The sequence below is a fragment of the Streptomyces sp. A5-4 genome (genome assembly GCF_051131715.1).
In the GTDB taxonomy this organism is placed as follows: Bacteria; Actinomycetota; Actinomycetes; order Streptomycetales; family Streptomycetaceae; genus Streptomyces.
In genome coordinates this window covers 6,717,513-6,733,472 of sequence record NZ_CP178591.1, presented here as the reverse complement: position 1 = coordinate 6,733,472, position 15,960 = coordinate 6,717,513, and the positions used below count along the sequence as shown (strand labels likewise).

The 15,960-nt window shown below is 65.6% G+C and carries 15 protein-coding genes and 1 pseudogene; 8 read left to right on the top strand and 8 right to left on the bottom strand.

Going from position 1 to position 15,960, the window contains the following annotated elements; translation table 11 throughout:
- Nucleotides 1-19 precede the first annotated feature (19 nt).
- Nucleotides 20-1,075, bottom strand: coding sequence for a hypothetical protein (locus tag ACLLJJ_RS31650; RefSeq protein ID WP_185297987.1), 1,056 nt, complete (start codon nt 1,073-1,075; stop codon nt 20-22).
- 205 nt (nt 1,076-1,280) lie between these two features.
- Between ACLLJJ_RS31650 and ACLLJJ_RS31645 the strand changes: the two genes are divergently transcribed.
- Both ACLLJJ_RS31645 and ACLLJJ_RS31640 read left to right on the top strand, forming a co-directional pair.
- The gene (locus ACLLJJ_RS31645) at nt 1,281-1,985 is read left to right on the top strand and encodes a nucleotidyltransferase domain-containing protein (RefSeq protein WP_185297988.1); all 705 of its coding nucleotides are present in this window, start codon (nt 1,281-1,283) and stop codon (nt 1,983-1,985) included.
- Between the two features lie 168 nt (nt 1,986-2,153).
- Nucleotides 2,154-2,333, top strand: a complete 180-nt coding sequence (locus ACLLJJ_RS31640) for an NUDIX domain-containing protein (protein WP_185302553.1) — start codon at nt 2,154-2,156, stop codon at nt 2,331-2,333.
- Nucleotides 2,334-2,663: 330 nt separating this feature from the next.
- Here the strand turns inward: ACLLJJ_RS31640 and ACLLJJ_RS31635 are convergent, their stop codons facing one another.
- Nucleotides 2,664-3,650 carry a phosphotransferase gene (locus ACLLJJ_RS31635; RefSeq protein WP_185297989.1) on the bottom strand — a complete coding sequence of 329 codons (987 nt, stop codon included), beginning with the start codon at nt 3,648-3,650 and terminating at the stop codon, nt 2,664-2,666.
- A 231-nt stretch (nt 3,651-3,881) separates the two neighbouring features.
- On the opposite strand from ACLLJJ_RS31635, the gene ACLLJJ_RS31630 reads away from it, so the two are divergent.
- Genes ACLLJJ_RS31630 through ACLLJJ_RS31620 form a run of 3 tightly spaced genes read left to right on the top strand, consistent with a single transcriptional unit; the run spans nt 3,882 to nt 5,992 of the window.
- A complete protein-coding gene (locus tag ACLLJJ_RS31630; protein WP_185297990.1) occupies nt 3,882-4,055 on the top strand; it encodes a hypothetical protein in 174 nt (57 codons plus the stop codon).
- Between the two features lie 9 nt (nt 4,056-4,064).
- A complete protein-coding gene (locus tag ACLLJJ_RS31625; RefSeq protein WP_185297991.1) occupies nt 4,065-5,276 on the top strand; it encodes a JmjC domain-containing protein in 1,212 nt (403 codons plus the stop codon).
- Nucleotides 5,186-5,992, top strand: coding sequence for an aldo/keto reductase (locus ACLLJJ_RS31620; protein WP_185297992.1), 807 nt, complete (start codon nt 5,186-5,188; stop codon nt 5,990-5,992). The genes ACLLJJ_RS31625 and ACLLJJ_RS31620 overlap by 91 nt, the downstream gene beginning before the upstream one ends.
- Here ACLLJJ_RS31620 and ACLLJJ_RS31615 read toward each other — a convergent pair.
- Nucleotides 5,980-6,819, bottom strand: a complete 840-nt coding sequence (locus ACLLJJ_RS31615; protein ID WP_185297993.1) for a hypothetical protein — start codon at nt 6,817-6,819, stop codon at nt 5,980-5,982. The two genes, ACLLJJ_RS31620 and ACLLJJ_RS31615, sit on opposite strands and share 13 nt — an antisense overlap.
- A gap of 252 nt (nt 6,820-7,071) precedes the next feature.
- Between ACLLJJ_RS31615 and ACLLJJ_RS31610 the strand changes: the two genes are divergently transcribed.
- Nucleotides 7,072-8,013 carry a hypothetical protein gene (locus ACLLJJ_RS31610; protein ID WP_185297994.1) on the top strand — a complete coding sequence of 314 codons (942 nt, stop codon included), beginning with the start codon at nt 7,072-7,074 and terminating at the stop codon, nt 8,011-8,013.
- Nucleotides 8,014-8,479: 466 nt separating this feature from the next.
- Here the strand turns inward: ACLLJJ_RS31610 and ACLLJJ_RS31605 are convergent, their stop codons facing one another.
- A complete protein-coding gene (locus ACLLJJ_RS31605; protein WP_434597462.1) occupies nt 8,480-9,706 on the bottom strand; it encodes an ISAs1 family transposase in 1,227 nt (408 codons plus the stop codon).
- A gap of 844 nt (nt 9,707-10,550) precedes the next feature.
- Here ACLLJJ_RS31605 and ACLLJJ_RS31600 point away from each other — a divergent pair.
- Nucleotides 10,551-10,997, top strand: coding sequence for a GIY-YIG nuclease family protein (locus ACLLJJ_RS31600; protein ID WP_185303031.1), 447 nt, complete (start codon nt 10,551-10,553; stop codon nt 10,995-10,997).
- Nucleotides 10,998-11,029: 32 nt separating this feature from the next.
- Here ACLLJJ_RS31600 and ACLLJJ_RS31595 read toward each other — a convergent pair.
- The 4 genes and pseudogenes from ACLLJJ_RS31595 to ACLLJJ_RS31580 all read right to left on the bottom strand — a co-directional run.
- Nucleotides 11,030-11,125, bottom strand: a pseudogene (locus ACLLJJ_RS31595) (IS481 family transposase); the annotation flags it as partial.
- Nucleotides 11,126-11,306: 181 nt separating this feature from the next.
- Nucleotides 11,307-11,525, bottom strand: a complete 219-nt coding sequence (locus ACLLJJ_RS31590; protein ID WP_185297995.1) for a helix-turn-helix transcriptional regulator — start codon at nt 11,523-11,525, stop codon at nt 11,307-11,309.
- Nucleotides 11,526-13,029: 1,504 nt separating this feature from the next.
- Nucleotides 13,030-13,290: a DUF397 domain-containing protein gene (locus ACLLJJ_RS31585; RefSeq protein ID WP_185297996.1), complete on the bottom strand. Its 261-nt coding sequence runs from the start codon at nt 13,288-13,290 to the stop codon at nt 13,030-13,032.
- On the bottom strand, nt 13,287-14,165 hold the full coding sequence (locus ACLLJJ_RS31580) for a helix-turn-helix domain-containing protein (RefSeq protein ID WP_185297997.1): 879 nt from the start codon (nt 14,163-14,165) through the stop codon (nt 13,287-13,289). The genes ACLLJJ_RS31585 and ACLLJJ_RS31580 overlap by 4 nt, the downstream gene beginning before the upstream one ends.
- A gap of 259 nt (nt 14,166-14,424) precedes the next feature.
- On the opposite strand from ACLLJJ_RS31580, the gene ACLLJJ_RS31575 reads away from it, so the two are divergent.
- Nucleotides 14,425-15,942, top strand: coding sequence for a transcriptional regulator, XRE family protein (locus ACLLJJ_RS31575; protein WP_185297998.1), 1,518 nt, complete (start codon nt 14,425-14,427; stop codon nt 15,940-15,942).
- Nucleotides 15,943-15,960: the final 18 nt, after the last annotated feature.

Genomic DNA, 15,960 nt, shown 5'->3' with positions numbered 1-15,960 from the left:
CCGGAACTTCACACCGGAGTCAGAAGCGGGACAAGGAGCTCGCCTCGTAGCGCAGTTGGTAGGTACGCAGGCCCTCGCCGTTCATCCGGTAGATGGTGATCGCGGACAAGAACTGCTCCTTGATCTCCATGGTGCGACGGCGCTCCTTCCCGTCGATGTCGCTGATCCACTGCTCGATGTGCTTCGGGAGCTTGAACGCCAACTCGTAGGCGCCGGGCTCCTCTACCGGAGCCAGCGTCCACTCCGCTACCGTCCCGCTGCCGCGCCTCTTGATGCGCACCGCATGATCCGGTCTGGCCTCCGCATACCGAAGGAACCGACGGTGATCATCCGCAGCCAGCGGAAGGATGAACGGCGCGGAGGGGAAGCCGAGCAATAGCTCCGTCTCACTGCGCTGGCGAAGAGCAGCGACCAGTTGCTCGAGCGCGGCACGGGCGGCATTCTTGAACTTCCCCTCAGCAATGTCAGCCGAGGACAAGAAGTGCACCGGGGACGTCTCCAGGGCTTCCCTCAGCTGTCGCCGCATCCAGGTGACCGGGAACCCGGGGGGCTTGGGCAGGTACTTCTCCTGCGCCTGGAACAGGCTCCAGGCGGTGCTGCCGATGGCGCCGAGCAGCCAGGTGAATGAGGCTCCGGAGAGGTCCACCAACGAGATCTGGTGGGCCAAGGCGTATCTCTGCGCGTCCGCCGTGAAGCCACCCGCCGAGAACAACGCGTACGAGTACTGGTAGCGCTGCCGGGGGCGTGTGCCCGCATGCGTCATGAAGTTCTCGTTGACGTCGTGGACCACACCATGGGCGTTGCGGACAATCTCCAACCCACAGGGCTTCTGGTAGAACTTGGCCTCCAGAAACATCCGCACCGGCATGGAGAACGCGGGTGTGAAGGCGAACTCGCCGAGCACGTCTACCTGGTGCAGGGCACCACGGCCGCGTACACGAAGCGCCCCCTCTTGATCAACCAGTTCCTCGGGGTCCTGGTCCTCGTGAACCAACAGTCGATACCCACTGAACCGCAGCAGCCAAGCTAGCGATTCCTCCAGCAAGTACCCCCGCAAGACGGCGTCCGTGGCCACCGCTCCCCCTCCCACCGATGCGACACCATGACCCTGCCTGTGATCATCTCATCCGGAGACCGAAGCGGGCAGGGAAGCAGCCCTCCACACCCTGTGGGCAGTTCTGGCGGCGACCCGTGCGCACATCGGGCATGGCGCACACCGCTCACCCGAGCGATTGAACAAACCACATGCGTGACGCGCCCTGGATACCGATAGTGGCTGCATGGATCCGGTTGTCGTCGCCCGCGCCGTTGTAGAGAAACGTTATCCTGTCGCTCGCGCGGCTTTTCTGGGGGGCAGCGTGCTGACGGAGCGCCGCACGGCCTTGTCCGACTTGGACATCGTGGTGCTGTTGCATGGTCCGCCGGCTCCGTACAGAGAGAGCCTTCAGTACGGCGACTGGCCCGTGGAGCTCTTCGTGCACACCGAAGAATCCTGGCACGCATTCGTGGACCGGGAAATTCGCAAGCGCCGGTCCCCGCTCCTGTGGATGTGTGCGGATGGCGAACTGCTCTTCGACGTGGATGGGCTCGGCGTGAGTCTGGCTGCCGAAGCCAGGAAGCTGGCCCTCGCGGGTCCGCCAGCGGCAACAGTGGAGGAGATCGAGGACTTCCGATATTCGATCACGGATCTCCTGGACGATCTTGCTGGGTGCACCGATGAAGGTGAGCGGCTGTTCATCGCCTCAGAGCTGGCGAGACGGGCAGGCGAACTGGCGCTGGCGCTCGGTGGGGCGTGGGGTGGCGGCGGGAAGTGGCTGGCACGTCGCCTAGCCGACGCAGCGCCCGGCCTCAATGTGCGCCTGCACCATGCTGTTCGTGGGGCGTTGAACGGGCAGACCGAAGCCCTTGTTGGCGTCGTTGACGACGTCCTGGCGCGGGCTGGCGGGCGACTGTGGGTCGGGTATCGGCGCAGTGGGACACCGTGACCGATGGGACGGGCTGCGATGACGCCGATCGACACCGTTGGCGGCTCATCGGCTCTACCGTGGAGCGATGGCTGAAGGTCTGGAGGGTCGTGCTCCGTTCCAGGTGTTGGTGCTGCCGTACCGGCGGACTGAGGGAGGACTGTTCCACGCCGTGGTCCGTCGCTTGGACTGCGCCTACTGGCTGGTGGTGGTGAGGCGGGAGAAGCGCCGCCCCAGGCCGCCAGGCGACAGGCAACCGAAGAGGCTGGCCTGGCTGGCGACTTCGAGTTGCTCGAACTGGATGCTCAGTCGGCGATTCCGCTGGTGAGTGTCACTGGCGAGTTCACGTGGGGCCGGAGGTCTTGGTGATTCCTGAGCATGCATTCGGTGTCCGAGCCGACGCATCGGCGTTGGTGCTGTCCAGCGAGCACACCGAGTACAGCTAGTTCAATCTCAACTAGGCAATTTCAGCCGCGCCTTGGGATTCCAACCGCACAGCGTAGTGGGAACTTGACCACCGTCTCCACCACAGCTCGGTGCCCGGAAAAGTCTTGATGGCCATGGGGACGGCGGAGCGGTTCCGCCGTCCCCATGGCCCTGGCGGATGTGGTTCCACCACCCCGACGGCCGATGCCGTGATCTTCAGGTGTGCCCGCTATTTATGGCCTGCAGATTCACTCTGGGCCGGGGCGGTCTTGGTCAGCGTGTCCAGCCGCGTCGGTCGGCGAGCCAGCGCAGCGTGACTTCTCCGCACCAAGTCTGGTGCTGGCGGATGTACGGGGACCAGTCTGCTGGGGGCTGGGCTCCGGAAACGAGAAAGAACCCGGCGAGGGCAGCCAGGGCCGCGTCGAGCTGTTCTCCGTCGACTTCACGGCCGGTGGGGTGGTCCTCGAAGAGGGTGGTGGCGTCGTGTCCGTCGGCGTGTGCTGTGGCCAAGAGCAGCACAAGATCGAACCAGCTCGCAGCGAGACAAGGCCAGCTCCAGTCGCAGATCCAGGCAGCGCCTCCCGTGTCGATCAGGACGTTGTCCTGACGTAGGTCATGGTGGAGGACCGCATCGCCCGCTACGGCTTGTCGCCAGTGGGATTCCAGTTCGGCCAGGGCGCCGAGCCTGTCGGTGGGTACCCATTCCGGCAGGATGCTCGGGCTGGTGGCACCGCCGGTGAGGTCACGCCAGTCCGCAAAGTCGCTGCCGTCACCGATCGGCTTGAGCCCGACCTTCTGAAGTGCCGCCGAGGGCGTGGAGAGCGCCTCGGCCTTGACTGTGCAGGCGTCGAGGGTCGAGGCAAGCTCGTCAGGCTTCCAGGGCGCGGCAGGCATGCGTCCTCCCTCGACCGCATCGAAGCTAAGGACGATCCATCCGTCTTCCGTCTCCTCGGTCCACCGCAAGCGGGGCGCCGGAACCTCGATCGGCAGGGCTTGGTTAATCAATGCCTCGCGCTGGTAGCAGTCGGCGATCACCGCGTTCTCGTTGGCGTTGACTGCTTTGACGAACTCGGGCCCGCCAGCTCCACGGAGCACGGCGGCGAAGCCGCTAGTGAACCCGCTTCCGGCGCTCGGCCCTGCATCCACTACGCCACCCACGCGCAGGGAGATGAGTCGATGAATGCCCTGGGGGAGGTCGTCCCAGCGTGGGCGTACGGCCGTGGAGCTGTACTGGAGGCGCGGAGTGCTGATGTTCGGCATCCCATCACAGTGGAGGAAGGCATTGCCCCTGCGCGACGGATTTCTCGTACGGGACTGGGCTGATCCATCCGGTGATGGCCACTACCTGGCGCGCGATGAGGCCAACCGCTTTAGACGACGGCACACACTCGTACGCATGTCCGAATCTCGCTCTACTGTCATGTCGGAGACGCGGATTTAATCAGACCTTTCGCCCGGAGCTGGCCGGGGGAAACCGAGAGGAGAGCACAGATGGCAGACAGGACATCCTCGCCAGCGGGGACCAGCCCCGCGCTTCTGATCGCCGTGGAGGAGCTGGCAACTGCTCACGACCGCAGCGAGTCCGAGCGGTCCGACGTCACCAGCTCGCAGAACAGTGCGGGCGATGACGGCGACAACCGTGACCTGAACCTCCCGAAGGAGTAGGGGGATCCCATGGAGCACCGGCTCGTCACCCACATCGAGAAGGCTCTCGGCTGGGACGGGCCGGGTTCCGTGGGGACCGCGTTCGCACGCGGCCGTCTCACGGACCCGGAGCTACCCGCACGGCTGTTGACCCCGCACAAGCTGCTGGACCTGATCAAGCGCCGCCACTTGGGTAATCCGCAGCTGCGCTGCTACGCCCAGGGCGACGAAATGCACCCGTCCACATTCCTGTCCACCAATGTCAACCGGCGCAGGCAAGCCGTGAGTCAGGCCGACATGGCGGCGCTCGGACGGATCCTCAGCGAAGGGGGCACCGTCGTCCTGGACCATGTGGACTTCTTCGACCCGACACTGGAGGTCGCCTGCCGAGCCCTGGGCTGGTGGTCGGGCGAACTGACCTCCGCGAACGCATACCTCGCGGTCGGCGAAGCCGACGGATTCCATCTCCACTGGGATGATCACGAGGTCATCGCTGTACAGATTTCGGGCGAGAAGTCATGGGAGGTACGCGGCCCATCTCGGGCGGCACCGATGTACCGCGACGCGGAACGCAATCGCACCCCCTCCGAGGAAGTGCTGTGGAAGGGCACCATGCAGGCCGGGGACGTCATGCACATCCCCCGCGGCTTCTGGCACACCGCCTCCCGCCTCGGTTCCGGAAGCAGTGGCCACTCACTGCATGTGACGTTCGGGTTCACCAGACGAACCGGCGTCACGTGGGCCAACTTCCTCTCTGACGCAGCCCGCGCGGATCAGATATTCCGCCAAAATCTGGAGAGTGTGGAAGGAGTCGCGCACAAAGTGCTGGCGGACAAGCTCAGCGCCTTGGCCGCCGACTACAGTCCCGAGCGGTACCTGGCCGAACTGAGGTCCAGTACCCCGCCCGCACGCCACATGCCGCACGTAGCCGCCTTCGGCCGGCCGGAGGGAGTTGTGGCCGTCACTGAGTTCGCGCCATCCATCGTCCGCTCCGGGGAAACGGTACAAGTCTCCGGCGGTAGCAAGCGGCTGACCCTCCACGCGCGCGCAGAACCCGGCCTCCGGACGCTCCTGTCAGGCCATCCGGTCTACCTCGACGGCGCATCCGAGGACATCATCACTCTGGCCGACCTGCTGATCACGGAGGGGCTATGCGAACCGCTGACCGAGATATCGTCCTCGGGCTACACCGGTCTGGTCACTCCCGTGACCTACTCGAAGCAGCCGCCGACCTCGGCGTGAAACACCTCGACACCGCGTCTAACTACCTTCGTCATCGCTCCCACGAGGTCCTGAAGGCAACGGCCGGCGACCTGCTGCCGAAGTTCTCGGTCTCCACCAAGATCGGATTTTTCCCCGAGGGGCACAGCCTCGATCCCACCCGGCTACGCAGCGCCGTCGAGCAGGCAATCAAGGGTCTCGGGCGGGAGCCGGACGTGGTGTTCCTCCACAACCCGGAGCACTCGGTGCCGGACGCCGAGACGCTGGCGCAGGCATGCTCGGCCCTGGCCGACACCGTGCGAGCAGGGCTCTGCCGTTCCTGGGGCATCTCAACCTGGGACCCGCGCCCGCTCGTGGACCTCGATGTGCCGTGCCCTGATGTCCTCATGGTCCGGGCAGGGCTACTGGTTGGGATCGACATCCTCGAAGCGGCCGAATCTCTGGTGACGAGGTGGCGTCCGTCGCAGGTATGGGGCATGAGCCCCTTCAGCGGAAATGCGACCCAGGAGGTGTGGGAGCGCTTCGATCCGGGCGTCTTCCTGCGGGATTCCGCCTCGGTCACGAAAGTCCAGGCCGCGTTCCGCTCTGCCTACAACCTGCCCCGGGTCGACGCGGTCGCCGTCGGCACGGACAACGTCGATCATCTGCGGGAGCTGACCGAAGCTCTGACGTTCGAGGTGGATGACCAGATCGTCCAGGAGTACCGGCAGCTCCTCAAGGACCGTCAGGCGACCTGAAGTTCCTGCAGCAGTTGCTCTGCCATCTTCCGCGCGGGGACCAGGCGAGGGTCCTCGGGATCTGCGTACGGGCCGAGGATCTTCGCGGCGACGAAGAGCATCATCAGCTTGCCGTCCCGGCTCGCCAGATCGTGGCGCCGCTCCCTGCGGACACGATCGGCCAGAGCCGAGACGGCGAGGGAGGCTCCCCACAGATGTGCCGCGTCCAGGCCGCGCGGAGCCATGCCCCAGTCCTCCCAGTCAAACAAGCACAACACCGGGGCCGTCATATTTGCCCAGTTGAGATCCCCGTGAGCCGGCCGCCAATCGGCCACTGCCGTATCGACGTCGGCGAAGACGTTGCGGATCGTACCCGTGACCAGTTCCTGCGTAACGGTCTCGGTATCCGGTGTCGCGATCCGATTCGTGTGCTGCGCAGCGAGGGCATCCAACGAAACATTCAGCGAAGCCCACCACTCTACGGACAGTTGAGGGCCCTTCGCGACGACGGCGCTACCCACCGGTGCATCCGGCAGGAGCCCGGTCTCATCCGCCCGCCACACCACCGGATCCACCTCGTCCCGCCACGCGACACCGGCGAACCATGCTGGCTTGGCGATCCCGCGCAGGCCGTCCGCGGACGCGGTGCCATCCCCGCCCTGAACCCTGATCCGGTCGAGCCCACGCCGCTCGATGCGCACCCACGTACCACGGTCCGTACGAGCCCCCACAGACCGCCGCTTACGCACCATAGTCTCGCCATCGAGTCGCACCCCCAGCATTCGCTCGGCGCGATCCAGTACGACCTCTACAGGCTCCTTGCGCAAATCCACTGAACGCAGCGTCATACGCCAGAACGTACCAAGCCCCAGCTGCAGCAGTGCGCTCTTCGGATGCCGTAGGACCGCGTCAACAAGGTATGCGTTGGCCGCCTCGGCCCTGCCGGTGGATTATCGCAGTCGCACCGCGCGGGCTGCGTTCGGGCGATGTCCACTAAGTACTCAACTGGCTAGAGGTGTCCCCCTATCCGAGCAGGGTCACGACCCTAGCGGTTACGCGCTCTGGTGCATTGTCCGTGGCCGTTCTTACCCTTATGAGTTATGGCGAACGGCGTGTGGCACACCGGCTATCACCTCAAGATCGAGTTAACGCATGCGGACCTCGGCCACCCAGACCGTCCCGGTCTGTTCGACGAGATCACTCTGCCGATCGAACAGCGCGACCGTGAGCTGCTGCAGTGTTTGCAGCATCACGGCACCGGCATCTGCCAGGCCGAAGAAGAAGATCGGTCCCCCTGGATGACGATCCGTCGGCGTATAGTCGACGGGGTCACAACCCTGGTGGCCGCGCATTTGCCGGTACGCAACAAACCGACAGCCGATGAGAGCGACAAGCACAAGGCTCTCAAGGAGCGGATCGCGCGAGCCGCGCACCGCCACGGCCTCTCGGCACAGATTGAGGCCCGCAGCACAGACGGCAAGGTACGCAACGATGTCCTGGTGTCGGGTAGTGCAGGGCGCGTCGGGTGGGAGGCGCAGTACTCGCCGATCACGGCATCGACAGTTCGACGGCGTTCAACTGCCGCCGCGGACCGCGAGATCATGCCCCTGTGGGTAACCAACGACGACCGGGCAGCGCTGATCGACCGGGCACCCTGGGTGCGGGTCGATGACTGGCCCTGGCGCGACATCGCTTCCGCACGCACGATGCTCGTGCGCGGCGGAATACGGCATCTACAGGACTGGGCCTGCACGCCAGCCGCCCAGAGGCCCTGCCCCCTCAACGGCAGTTCGTGCGGGGGCCTGCACGTTGCCTGGACCCTGCCGGCGCTATGCCTGCCGCCCAAGCCACACACCCAAGTCGACGCCCTGGTCGCGGCCAGCGCCGAGGGCGACTACGTGCCCATGAAGATCCCTGCCAGCACAACCCCCGGGCCTCGACACGGCTATGGGCACCGACAGCCGACCGGGACCGCTGGCGCACCATCATCGGCGAGGACGAACCACTGCCCGACGCCGAACCCCCGGCGGAAGCAGGTCTGACGTTCACTGAACAGGAGCTCGACTCCACCTGCCGCTACGGCGAGGACACCCGCGTCTTCGACGATCGACGACCGCGCCGTGATCACGCTGAGGCATCCGGCCTGCACACCTTCCCCGACGTGCCCCAGCGGATCTTCCGCATCCCCCGACAACCTCAGCGCCTCCATGTCAGCCCCGAGCAGCGCGCCGAGGCGGCACGGTGCTACGGGTGTCCCATCTGGCATGTCGGCCCATGCGCCGGTTGCGGCGCACCCATTTATCGCTATGGCCCGGGCTCCGCACACGCCTGCACCACCTGTCGAAAGCGCGTGCGCTAGGCGGTGGTGTCTCATCAGAGTGTGGTCACCTCGAACCGGGTGTAGCTCTCGCCGAGGGGAAGGTCGTCGATCAGGTTATGAGGCCGTGGAGCAGTCTCAGCACCAGACGGATCGGTGTTCAAAGGCGGGCGGGTCAAGCCAGGGCGTGATCAAGTTCCCGGGATGGTTGCGTTGTTGGTGATGCCCAGGAGCGGGAGGGCTCGTTCGGGGTTGTCGCGGATGGCTCGCGTTGTTTTGGCCAGGTTGGATGCTTTCGCTGCTTTAAGGGTGCCGATCGCGAGGTTCCGGAAGACGGCCATCGCCCGGGGCGCGGTGCCGGCGTGAACCGTGGAGGCGTCCTCCCTGAAGGTGACGTCCCTGATGTGGTGGCTGGAGTTCTCGACGGCCCAGTGTCCGCGCAGGTAGGTGGCCAGTTCGGCCGGGGTGGCCTGGTGGGTGTCGAGGCTGGTGACCGCGTAGACGGTCTCCCGGGTCTCCCTCTCTCCACTCTCCCTGCGGCGGCGGTGGACGCGCAGGGCGAGTTTCGCGTGGGGGAAAGCGATGCCGCCGAGGTTCTCGTTGATTCCGACGGTCTTGACCGAGCGGGACTCGCGGCGGCCGTGTCCGGTGTTGGACGCGGTGTGCTGGATGGGGACGGCCGTCCATCGAAGTCCGTCCAACTGGGCCCAGACGGTGGGCTGGTTGGTCTTGATGACGGCGATGTAGTGCGCTTGCTTGGTCTCGACGAGCCAGGTGACGTTGGCTTTCACCGAGTGCAGCGCGTCGAAGGTGATCACGTTGCCTTGCAGGTCGAGGGGTGCCAGGAGGGGCTTGAAGTGCGTGGTCTCGTTAGTCTTGCGTCCGATCTCGGCCTGGGCGAGCGTGAGGGGCCGCTCGTGAGTGACGGCGGACAGCAGATGTCGATGGGGCTGTTCGAGCCGGGCCGATCCGCGCAGGGCCTTGCCGTCGACCGCGATCGCGCGCCGCTTCGTGCGGCCTGGTTCCTTCCCGTTCACCGGGTCCGTCTCACGGTGCCGCTGAGCCAGCCAGGCGCCGACGGACGCGTCCAGCGCGTCGCCGTCGAGACGTTCCAGAGCCCTGCCGATCGCCGAGCGGGAGGGGGCGTGTCGCCACCGCATCAGGTGACGTCGTACGCCCAGCTGTTGCAACACTCCGATGTCCGCTCGCGCTCCCCACTCGGCGAGTTCGTCGATGCTTCTGGCCCCCGACACCGCCGCGGCCGCACAGATCAGCAGGATCGATGCCAGTGAGTACCAGCGGCCCCGCCGCGAGCGCGGATCGGGTACCGCCTCCAGGAACGGGCGCAGATCGGTGACGTCATCGGGCCCGAGCGGACCCAGCTTCGTCAGCACGGCAGGGATCAGGGAAGATGGCACAGCGGACACGGGAACCCTCATGATTATTTGGCTTCGACACCACAATGATCACGAACCCCGTGTCCGCACTGCTACCCACCCCAACCCGGCCACTCACGCGTCTCCGGAACTTGCGCAAGCCCTGGGGTCAAGCCGACAGGCCATCTCTTATGAGCCCACGTACAGTTGATCGGCCATGCCAGACCGCAAGCGGCTCACAACCGTGCCATATCGGCAGACGAGACGATGGGAGAGTGACCGTATGGGCGGGTCCCCGACAAAGGCGTGGCTGCAGTTCAGGACCCGAGTGGAAGAACTGGGCGGCGAAGTGCTGGAGGCGCAGTGGCTCGGTAGCCCGGCCAAGCACCGGATTCGCTGCCCCAAGGGACACGAGACGACAGCGATTCCAAACGCAGTGCAACGGGGCCAGGGTATGTGCCGGCCTTGTTCCGGCAGCGATCCGGCCACAGCTTGGGCAGCGTTCAAGGCGCGGGTGCAAGAGCTCGGGGGCACTGTCGTCGAGCCGAAATGGCTAGGGAAGGACAAGCGCCACCGGGTGACCTGCGGGAACGGACACCCGTGCGCACCCCGGCCCGGCTACGTGCGAGCCGGCGGGGGTATCTGTTCAGTGTGCTCCGGCAATGATCCGACAACGGCGTGGGCGGCGTTCAAGGCCCGGGTGCAAGAACTCGGCGGGACCGTCGTAGAGCCGACATGGCTTGGGAAAGCAACACCGCACCGCGTCATCTGCGCGCAGGAGCATCCGTTCACACCCACGCCAAACAATATGCGCAGTGGCACTGGCCGATGCCTCAAGTGCGTCGGCCTTGATCCCGACGCATGTTGGGAGTGGTTTAGGAGCCGGGTGCAAGAACTCGGTGGAACCGTCGACGAACCGCAATGGCTCGGCGATGGAGCGCCGCACCGGCTGTCCTGCCGAGAGGGCCACCAGTGCAAGACCATCCCGAGTGGCGTCAAGCAGGGGCAGGGCATCTGCCGACGATGCACCGGCAAGGTATGGGACGTGTTCTACGTCGTGCAGGACCTGGGCACGGGATGTGTGAAGTTCGGCATTACCTCTGGTGACCCGCGCCCCCGGCTGCGGAATCACTCCGCAGCCGGATTCCGGACACAAGTGCGTGTTGTTCCCGACCTTCCCGGTGACTTCGCACCGAATCTGGAGAACTTCATCCGCCTCACTCTCGCTGACGAGTGTGTGAAGCCGGTGCGAGGACGGGAGTACTTCCCAATTTCTGCCACCCCTTTGATCCTCTCCATCGCTGAGCAGCAGCTCGGCGAGATCGGCCGCTGAGCAAAGCGATGTTCAGGGCTCGGTCTCCGCGCCTCAGCCAGGACGTGGGCGTCCGGACGGCCCGCGAGGACTCGTTCGACCAGGATCCTTCTGCCGTGAACGGTCAGCCGGGCATTACGGTGAGACACGAAGACCTCCAGTGCGGTGCAGTCCTAGACAGCTCCACCACAATGGAGGTCTTCGCCTTTGATCAAGACTCCCATGTCAACAACGTTCGTAATCAATACACCTAGCGGCCAGGGCGGTATAAAGGGGCCTGGTTAAGTGCGTGTTCTAACGTTACGAGGGGCCTCCACGCCGACCCTCCCTCTATTCGACACGCTGCGACTTCACCCAACGGTCAACCTCGCTGCGCCGATAACGCACCTTGGCGGTACGACCACGACCGAATTTGTACCGGGGGAGACCGAGCTGCGTCCCGTATTGGTAGAGCCAGGAAGTCGACACATCCAGATAGACCGCCAGCTCCTTCACTCCCATGAACTGCGAAGCCGCCGACTCATCCGAACGACTTACTACCTGCGTCACGGCTCCTCCAAAACCACCTCGCCCGTCAAGGGGCGAAAAACGAACCACCGAGGTCTGACATCCGCGCGATCCCCTGGTTCCTGAGATCAAGGATCGACGGCCACACTCATCCGCAGGACTCCACCAGCGGAGCCGTCCGCGAACTCCTCAATGGTCGCGACGATCGCCGGTTTGGCTAACCGGCGATCGTCGTCTATGTTGCGCGCCGCATCACGTACCCGACGTCTGCTCGGTCTCTCCATCGGTGAGGGAAAGTAGGTACGAGCGCAAGGCTCTGGGGGTGCTGTCCGACACCACCGCTAGCAGACCGTCGCTCGTAAGCCGGTCGAGATTCACCGTGGCGCAGCGCTCGGGAATCCCGAGGGCCTGCGCCACGTGTCGGGATGTGGTGCCGGGATGCCGTGCAACGTACGCAAGGACGACACGATCACCGCGGTACCCTCGTTGCAAGAGGTCTTCACCGAAAAGGCCGGCCGCACAGACACAGACGCAGAGCCCGGTGGACACCGCAAGGTAGTCGCCCGCCGTTTGGCCAACCCAAGCGTTCAGTCCGCCGAGGGCAAAAAGCGCCGGTGAAGTGAAGCGGGCAGATCGTATTGCGGATTCAGACAGACGGGCCTCCCAAGTAGGGGCCACGCCAGCCGGGCAACCCGCGCGACGCTTCGTTCCGATCGGTATCGGAAACCTGATCGCAGCCGAGCAGTAGCACCGTCTGACCTGGTGTTTGCGGGACGTTGTACGTTGACATAGCCCTGGCACAGCTATCCAGTCTTTCGGCGCTATTTCCTGTCTGCCGTGGCGAATCCGTCCCCGGGGGCCTGCTGAGGTAAGGCTCCCGCATGCGCCGCTGCGAGACGGGCGCGGCGCTTCAGCGCCCCATGGGCCAGATCCAGACCGGCGGCGAAGGCACCGTCATATCTCCGCGAACCCGTCCGACACGAGACGGCGTTGTCCATCGCCGTCCCGGTGTCGGACGCCGGCGCTCCCAGCAGATACCGCGACCCGGCCGCCCAGGTGTACAGCCTGGCTGCGCCGACCCAGTCTCGGGCGCGAAGAGCGAAGTGGCCCTGCGTTCGACGGCCAGGACGGTGTGCGGATGCCGCTCTCCGAGATCGTTGCGGACCTGAGCAGCCAACCGCTCCGCGGCCCCCCGGCGCCCCGCCACTGGGCCGCCCGGTCAGCGGCACGCACCAGCACCGGCAGCTCGTGACGATCAGGCATCCCGTCCATCCACCGCGGATCGACCGGGTCGGTCGGCCGCCTCAGCGGGTGGCGGTCGACGATCACCGCAGTGCCATCCGGGGCAACCGCACGGGCCTCCACCAGCCCATCGGGCCACGCCATAAGTCCAGCTCGGGCTCCCGGATCCTGCGGCGATGTATGGGGACTGACCACCCCCCATAGCCCAGCCGAGCTGGACGTGTGCCGAGATCGTTAGCAGGGGAAGAAAGAGCACGGGAGCTGGCCCCAGTTGCCATGGGGCCAGCTCCCGTCTGGTTCAAGGTCAGGCGAGCAGGTAGTCGAGCTCGCCGGCGCGTGCACCGTCAATAAGGGCCGCGACCTCGGCCTTGGTGTACACCAAGGGCTCCTGCGTCGGCCGCTTGGAGTCGCGCCAGACGATGAACTCGCCTGCCCGGCCGAACTCAGCGCAGTTGTTGTTCCCGCCGGTGAAGGACGTACGCCTCCATTCGACGGAGGAGAGGTCAAGCTCGGCCGCGATCGGCTTCTCGGAGTGCGCGGACTCGGCCGGGGTGGTGCTGCTCACTGATGTAGCTCCTTGATCACTTTCTCGACTCGGTCGAGAGCGGTTGCCAGCGGAATGGCCCGCTGCCAGAGGCTGTTGAATGCCTCGCAATAGGTTTCCACATGCTCTCGTTTCGAGAAGTACGAAGACTCTGCCAGCCCCTCCACCCAGACCACGCTCGGGTTGGGCACGGGAAAGTCCATGATCATGAACGGGCCGTACAGACCTGCGTGACACCCGGTCTCCAGCGGTAGAAGCCTCAGCGATACGGTGCTGAATTCGGCTACTTCCAGCAGCCGCTCCAGTTGCCGCTTCATCAGAGCGGGAGGCCCAACCGGGCGCCTCAGGGCCGCCTCGTCGACGACGGCCTGAAAGACTTTGCCGGCACCGAGCAGCCGCGCCTGGCGCTCCATTCGGATGGTCACCAGTGTCTTGACCTCACGCGCCGTGAGATCAGGTCGCATGGCCCGGATGACCGCCTCGGCGTACTCCTCGGTCTGCACCAAGCCGGGAAGGAGGGCGAGTTCGTAGGCCCGAAGGCCCGTGGCTCCGGCCTCGAACTTGAGATAGCCACCGTACTGCGTGGGGTTGAGTAGGCCGCTATGCCTTCTGTACGGGTCCTCTTCGGCGGAGTCCGCGCGCAGAAGATCGAACATCTTCTCGCGTTCGGAACCCGACACGAGAGTCGCGTAGCAGTCATCGAGAAGCCTGGTGAGCACTTCCTCGGAGACACCGCGGGTAGCCCGCTCGACACGGCTGAGGTGGCCACGGTCCACGCCAGCGACCGAGGCGACCTCGACCAGAGTGCGGCCCGATGCGGCTCGCAACTCCTTCAGAAGTTGCGCAAGTTCTCGGCGTGCCACGGATGCGGGCACTGTGCTCTTCGACTGCGCCATGGCCGCCAGTGTGGCGGCTGTCGGCGCGCTGAACAAGCTTTGTTCAGTCAATTTGACCAGTCACATTGCCACCGACCTCGCAGAGCGGCATGCTTAGCGAGCGTCACAATGCGTGGTACCCCCGTGGCGCCGCGTGGCATATGCGCATGCCCGAGCACTGCGGGAGAGGGGTCCTGGAAGGGTTCCCGTCGTGGAATCAGCTCACAGTACCCGTTGCAGTAAACCCAGTTGACCCTCACGGACAGGGACGGAGGCCATCATGACCTCACGCACGGCCGCCCCGACCTTGTTTCGCGTTCTGGCCCAGCAGCGACGGTGGACCACGTGGGAGATCTTCGCGATCCACTTCGACAAGGCTGCAGCTGCCGTCGTCAGGGCCCAGCCGTCAAGGAAGCCCAAACCGGTCACTGTTGCACGGCGTACGTTCGACCGCTGGTTCACCGGAACATGGCGCGGGCTCCCCCGCGCCGACACGTGCTACGTGCTCGAGCATCTCTTCGGCTTTCCGGCAGAGGACCTCTTCCGGCCCGCCCCAGTCGTTCTGCGCCCTGCGGCAACGCCAGCAGGCCCGGAACAAATCAGGGCGGCCCAGAGCATCGAGACCCGGTGGGCCACGTCCCGTCTGTCGCTCACCACGGCCGGCGGCAGTGGCTGGGACACTTGGGAGCTCGACGGGCGACGCGTGTTCGACGGGACCTCGCTGGCAGTCCACCTCCAGGCCGCGAACTCCCTCGACAACGGGGGCCGGCTGCCAGTCACGGAGCCCGACCAGCTCAAGGAGTTCCTCCGCCCTGTGCGGCGCGGACTCGTCTTAGGCACCCGGACCGCCGACGCAGGACACCAGGTGTTCGTGCTCGACGCTCTAACTGCCCGAAACCAGATCCGAGTCGGTCTCGGGGCCGAGTTCACTTTAGTCATCCCCGACGCTCATCAGCTCGACGACCTGACCTACGGGATCATCTGGGCCATCGCGAACATCGACGACGCCCTCCTGGCCGACGACCAGCTGCTCCACGCCGAGCACGGCGCCCTCAACGCCTACCTCGAACTGCCGCGGACAGCACCAAGCCGCTCTTCGATCCCGGGTCTGACCTCGGTCGGCGCTGCCTGGATCGGCTCCTACTTCTGCTACCGGCACATCACCCGCCACCTTGCCGATGCCTCGGACCTCCCCGTCTTCTGGACACGCGAGCAGTACGGCGAGTCCTCCGTGGGGTGGCTTCTCTGGGCCCACAAGCAGCGGTACCTGCGTGAGATCGAAGACCGCTTCGCAACCCGGCCGGGCCGGGAGGTCACCCGTGCGTTCTGCCTGCCTGAAGCGGCGGTCAAGGACAGCGAGCCGTACGAACTCATTCTCCTGTTCCTGTCCATCGCTCTGATGGAGATGCATCGCGTCAACGTCCACGTCAGCGACGAGCCAGAAATGACGGCCGTCGACGGGTTCGTGCTCGTTCCCGGCCAGCGCGCCGTCATCGCCAACTGGGTTCGCGCAGAGGGGATCTGGCAGGCCACCACAACCAATGGCCATGCCGCGATGCGCGACTACGCCGACGCTGCAGGACACGCAGCACACCACAGCGTGGCGCCCGGGACGACCTCCCCCGAGCGTCTTCAGGCCCTGGCTTCGTACCTCGGGCTCGACTGGGTCTGGACGACGCGCCGCTGCCGCGAGCTGGGCGAGCGGGGCATTGCCGGGATGATCCGCCCCCGGAGCCGGCTGATCGCACTCGACGAACTCGAATCGACGCTTCGCTTCGTCGGAGACCTGGCGACCTAGATCCCCCCTCCCCTCTCG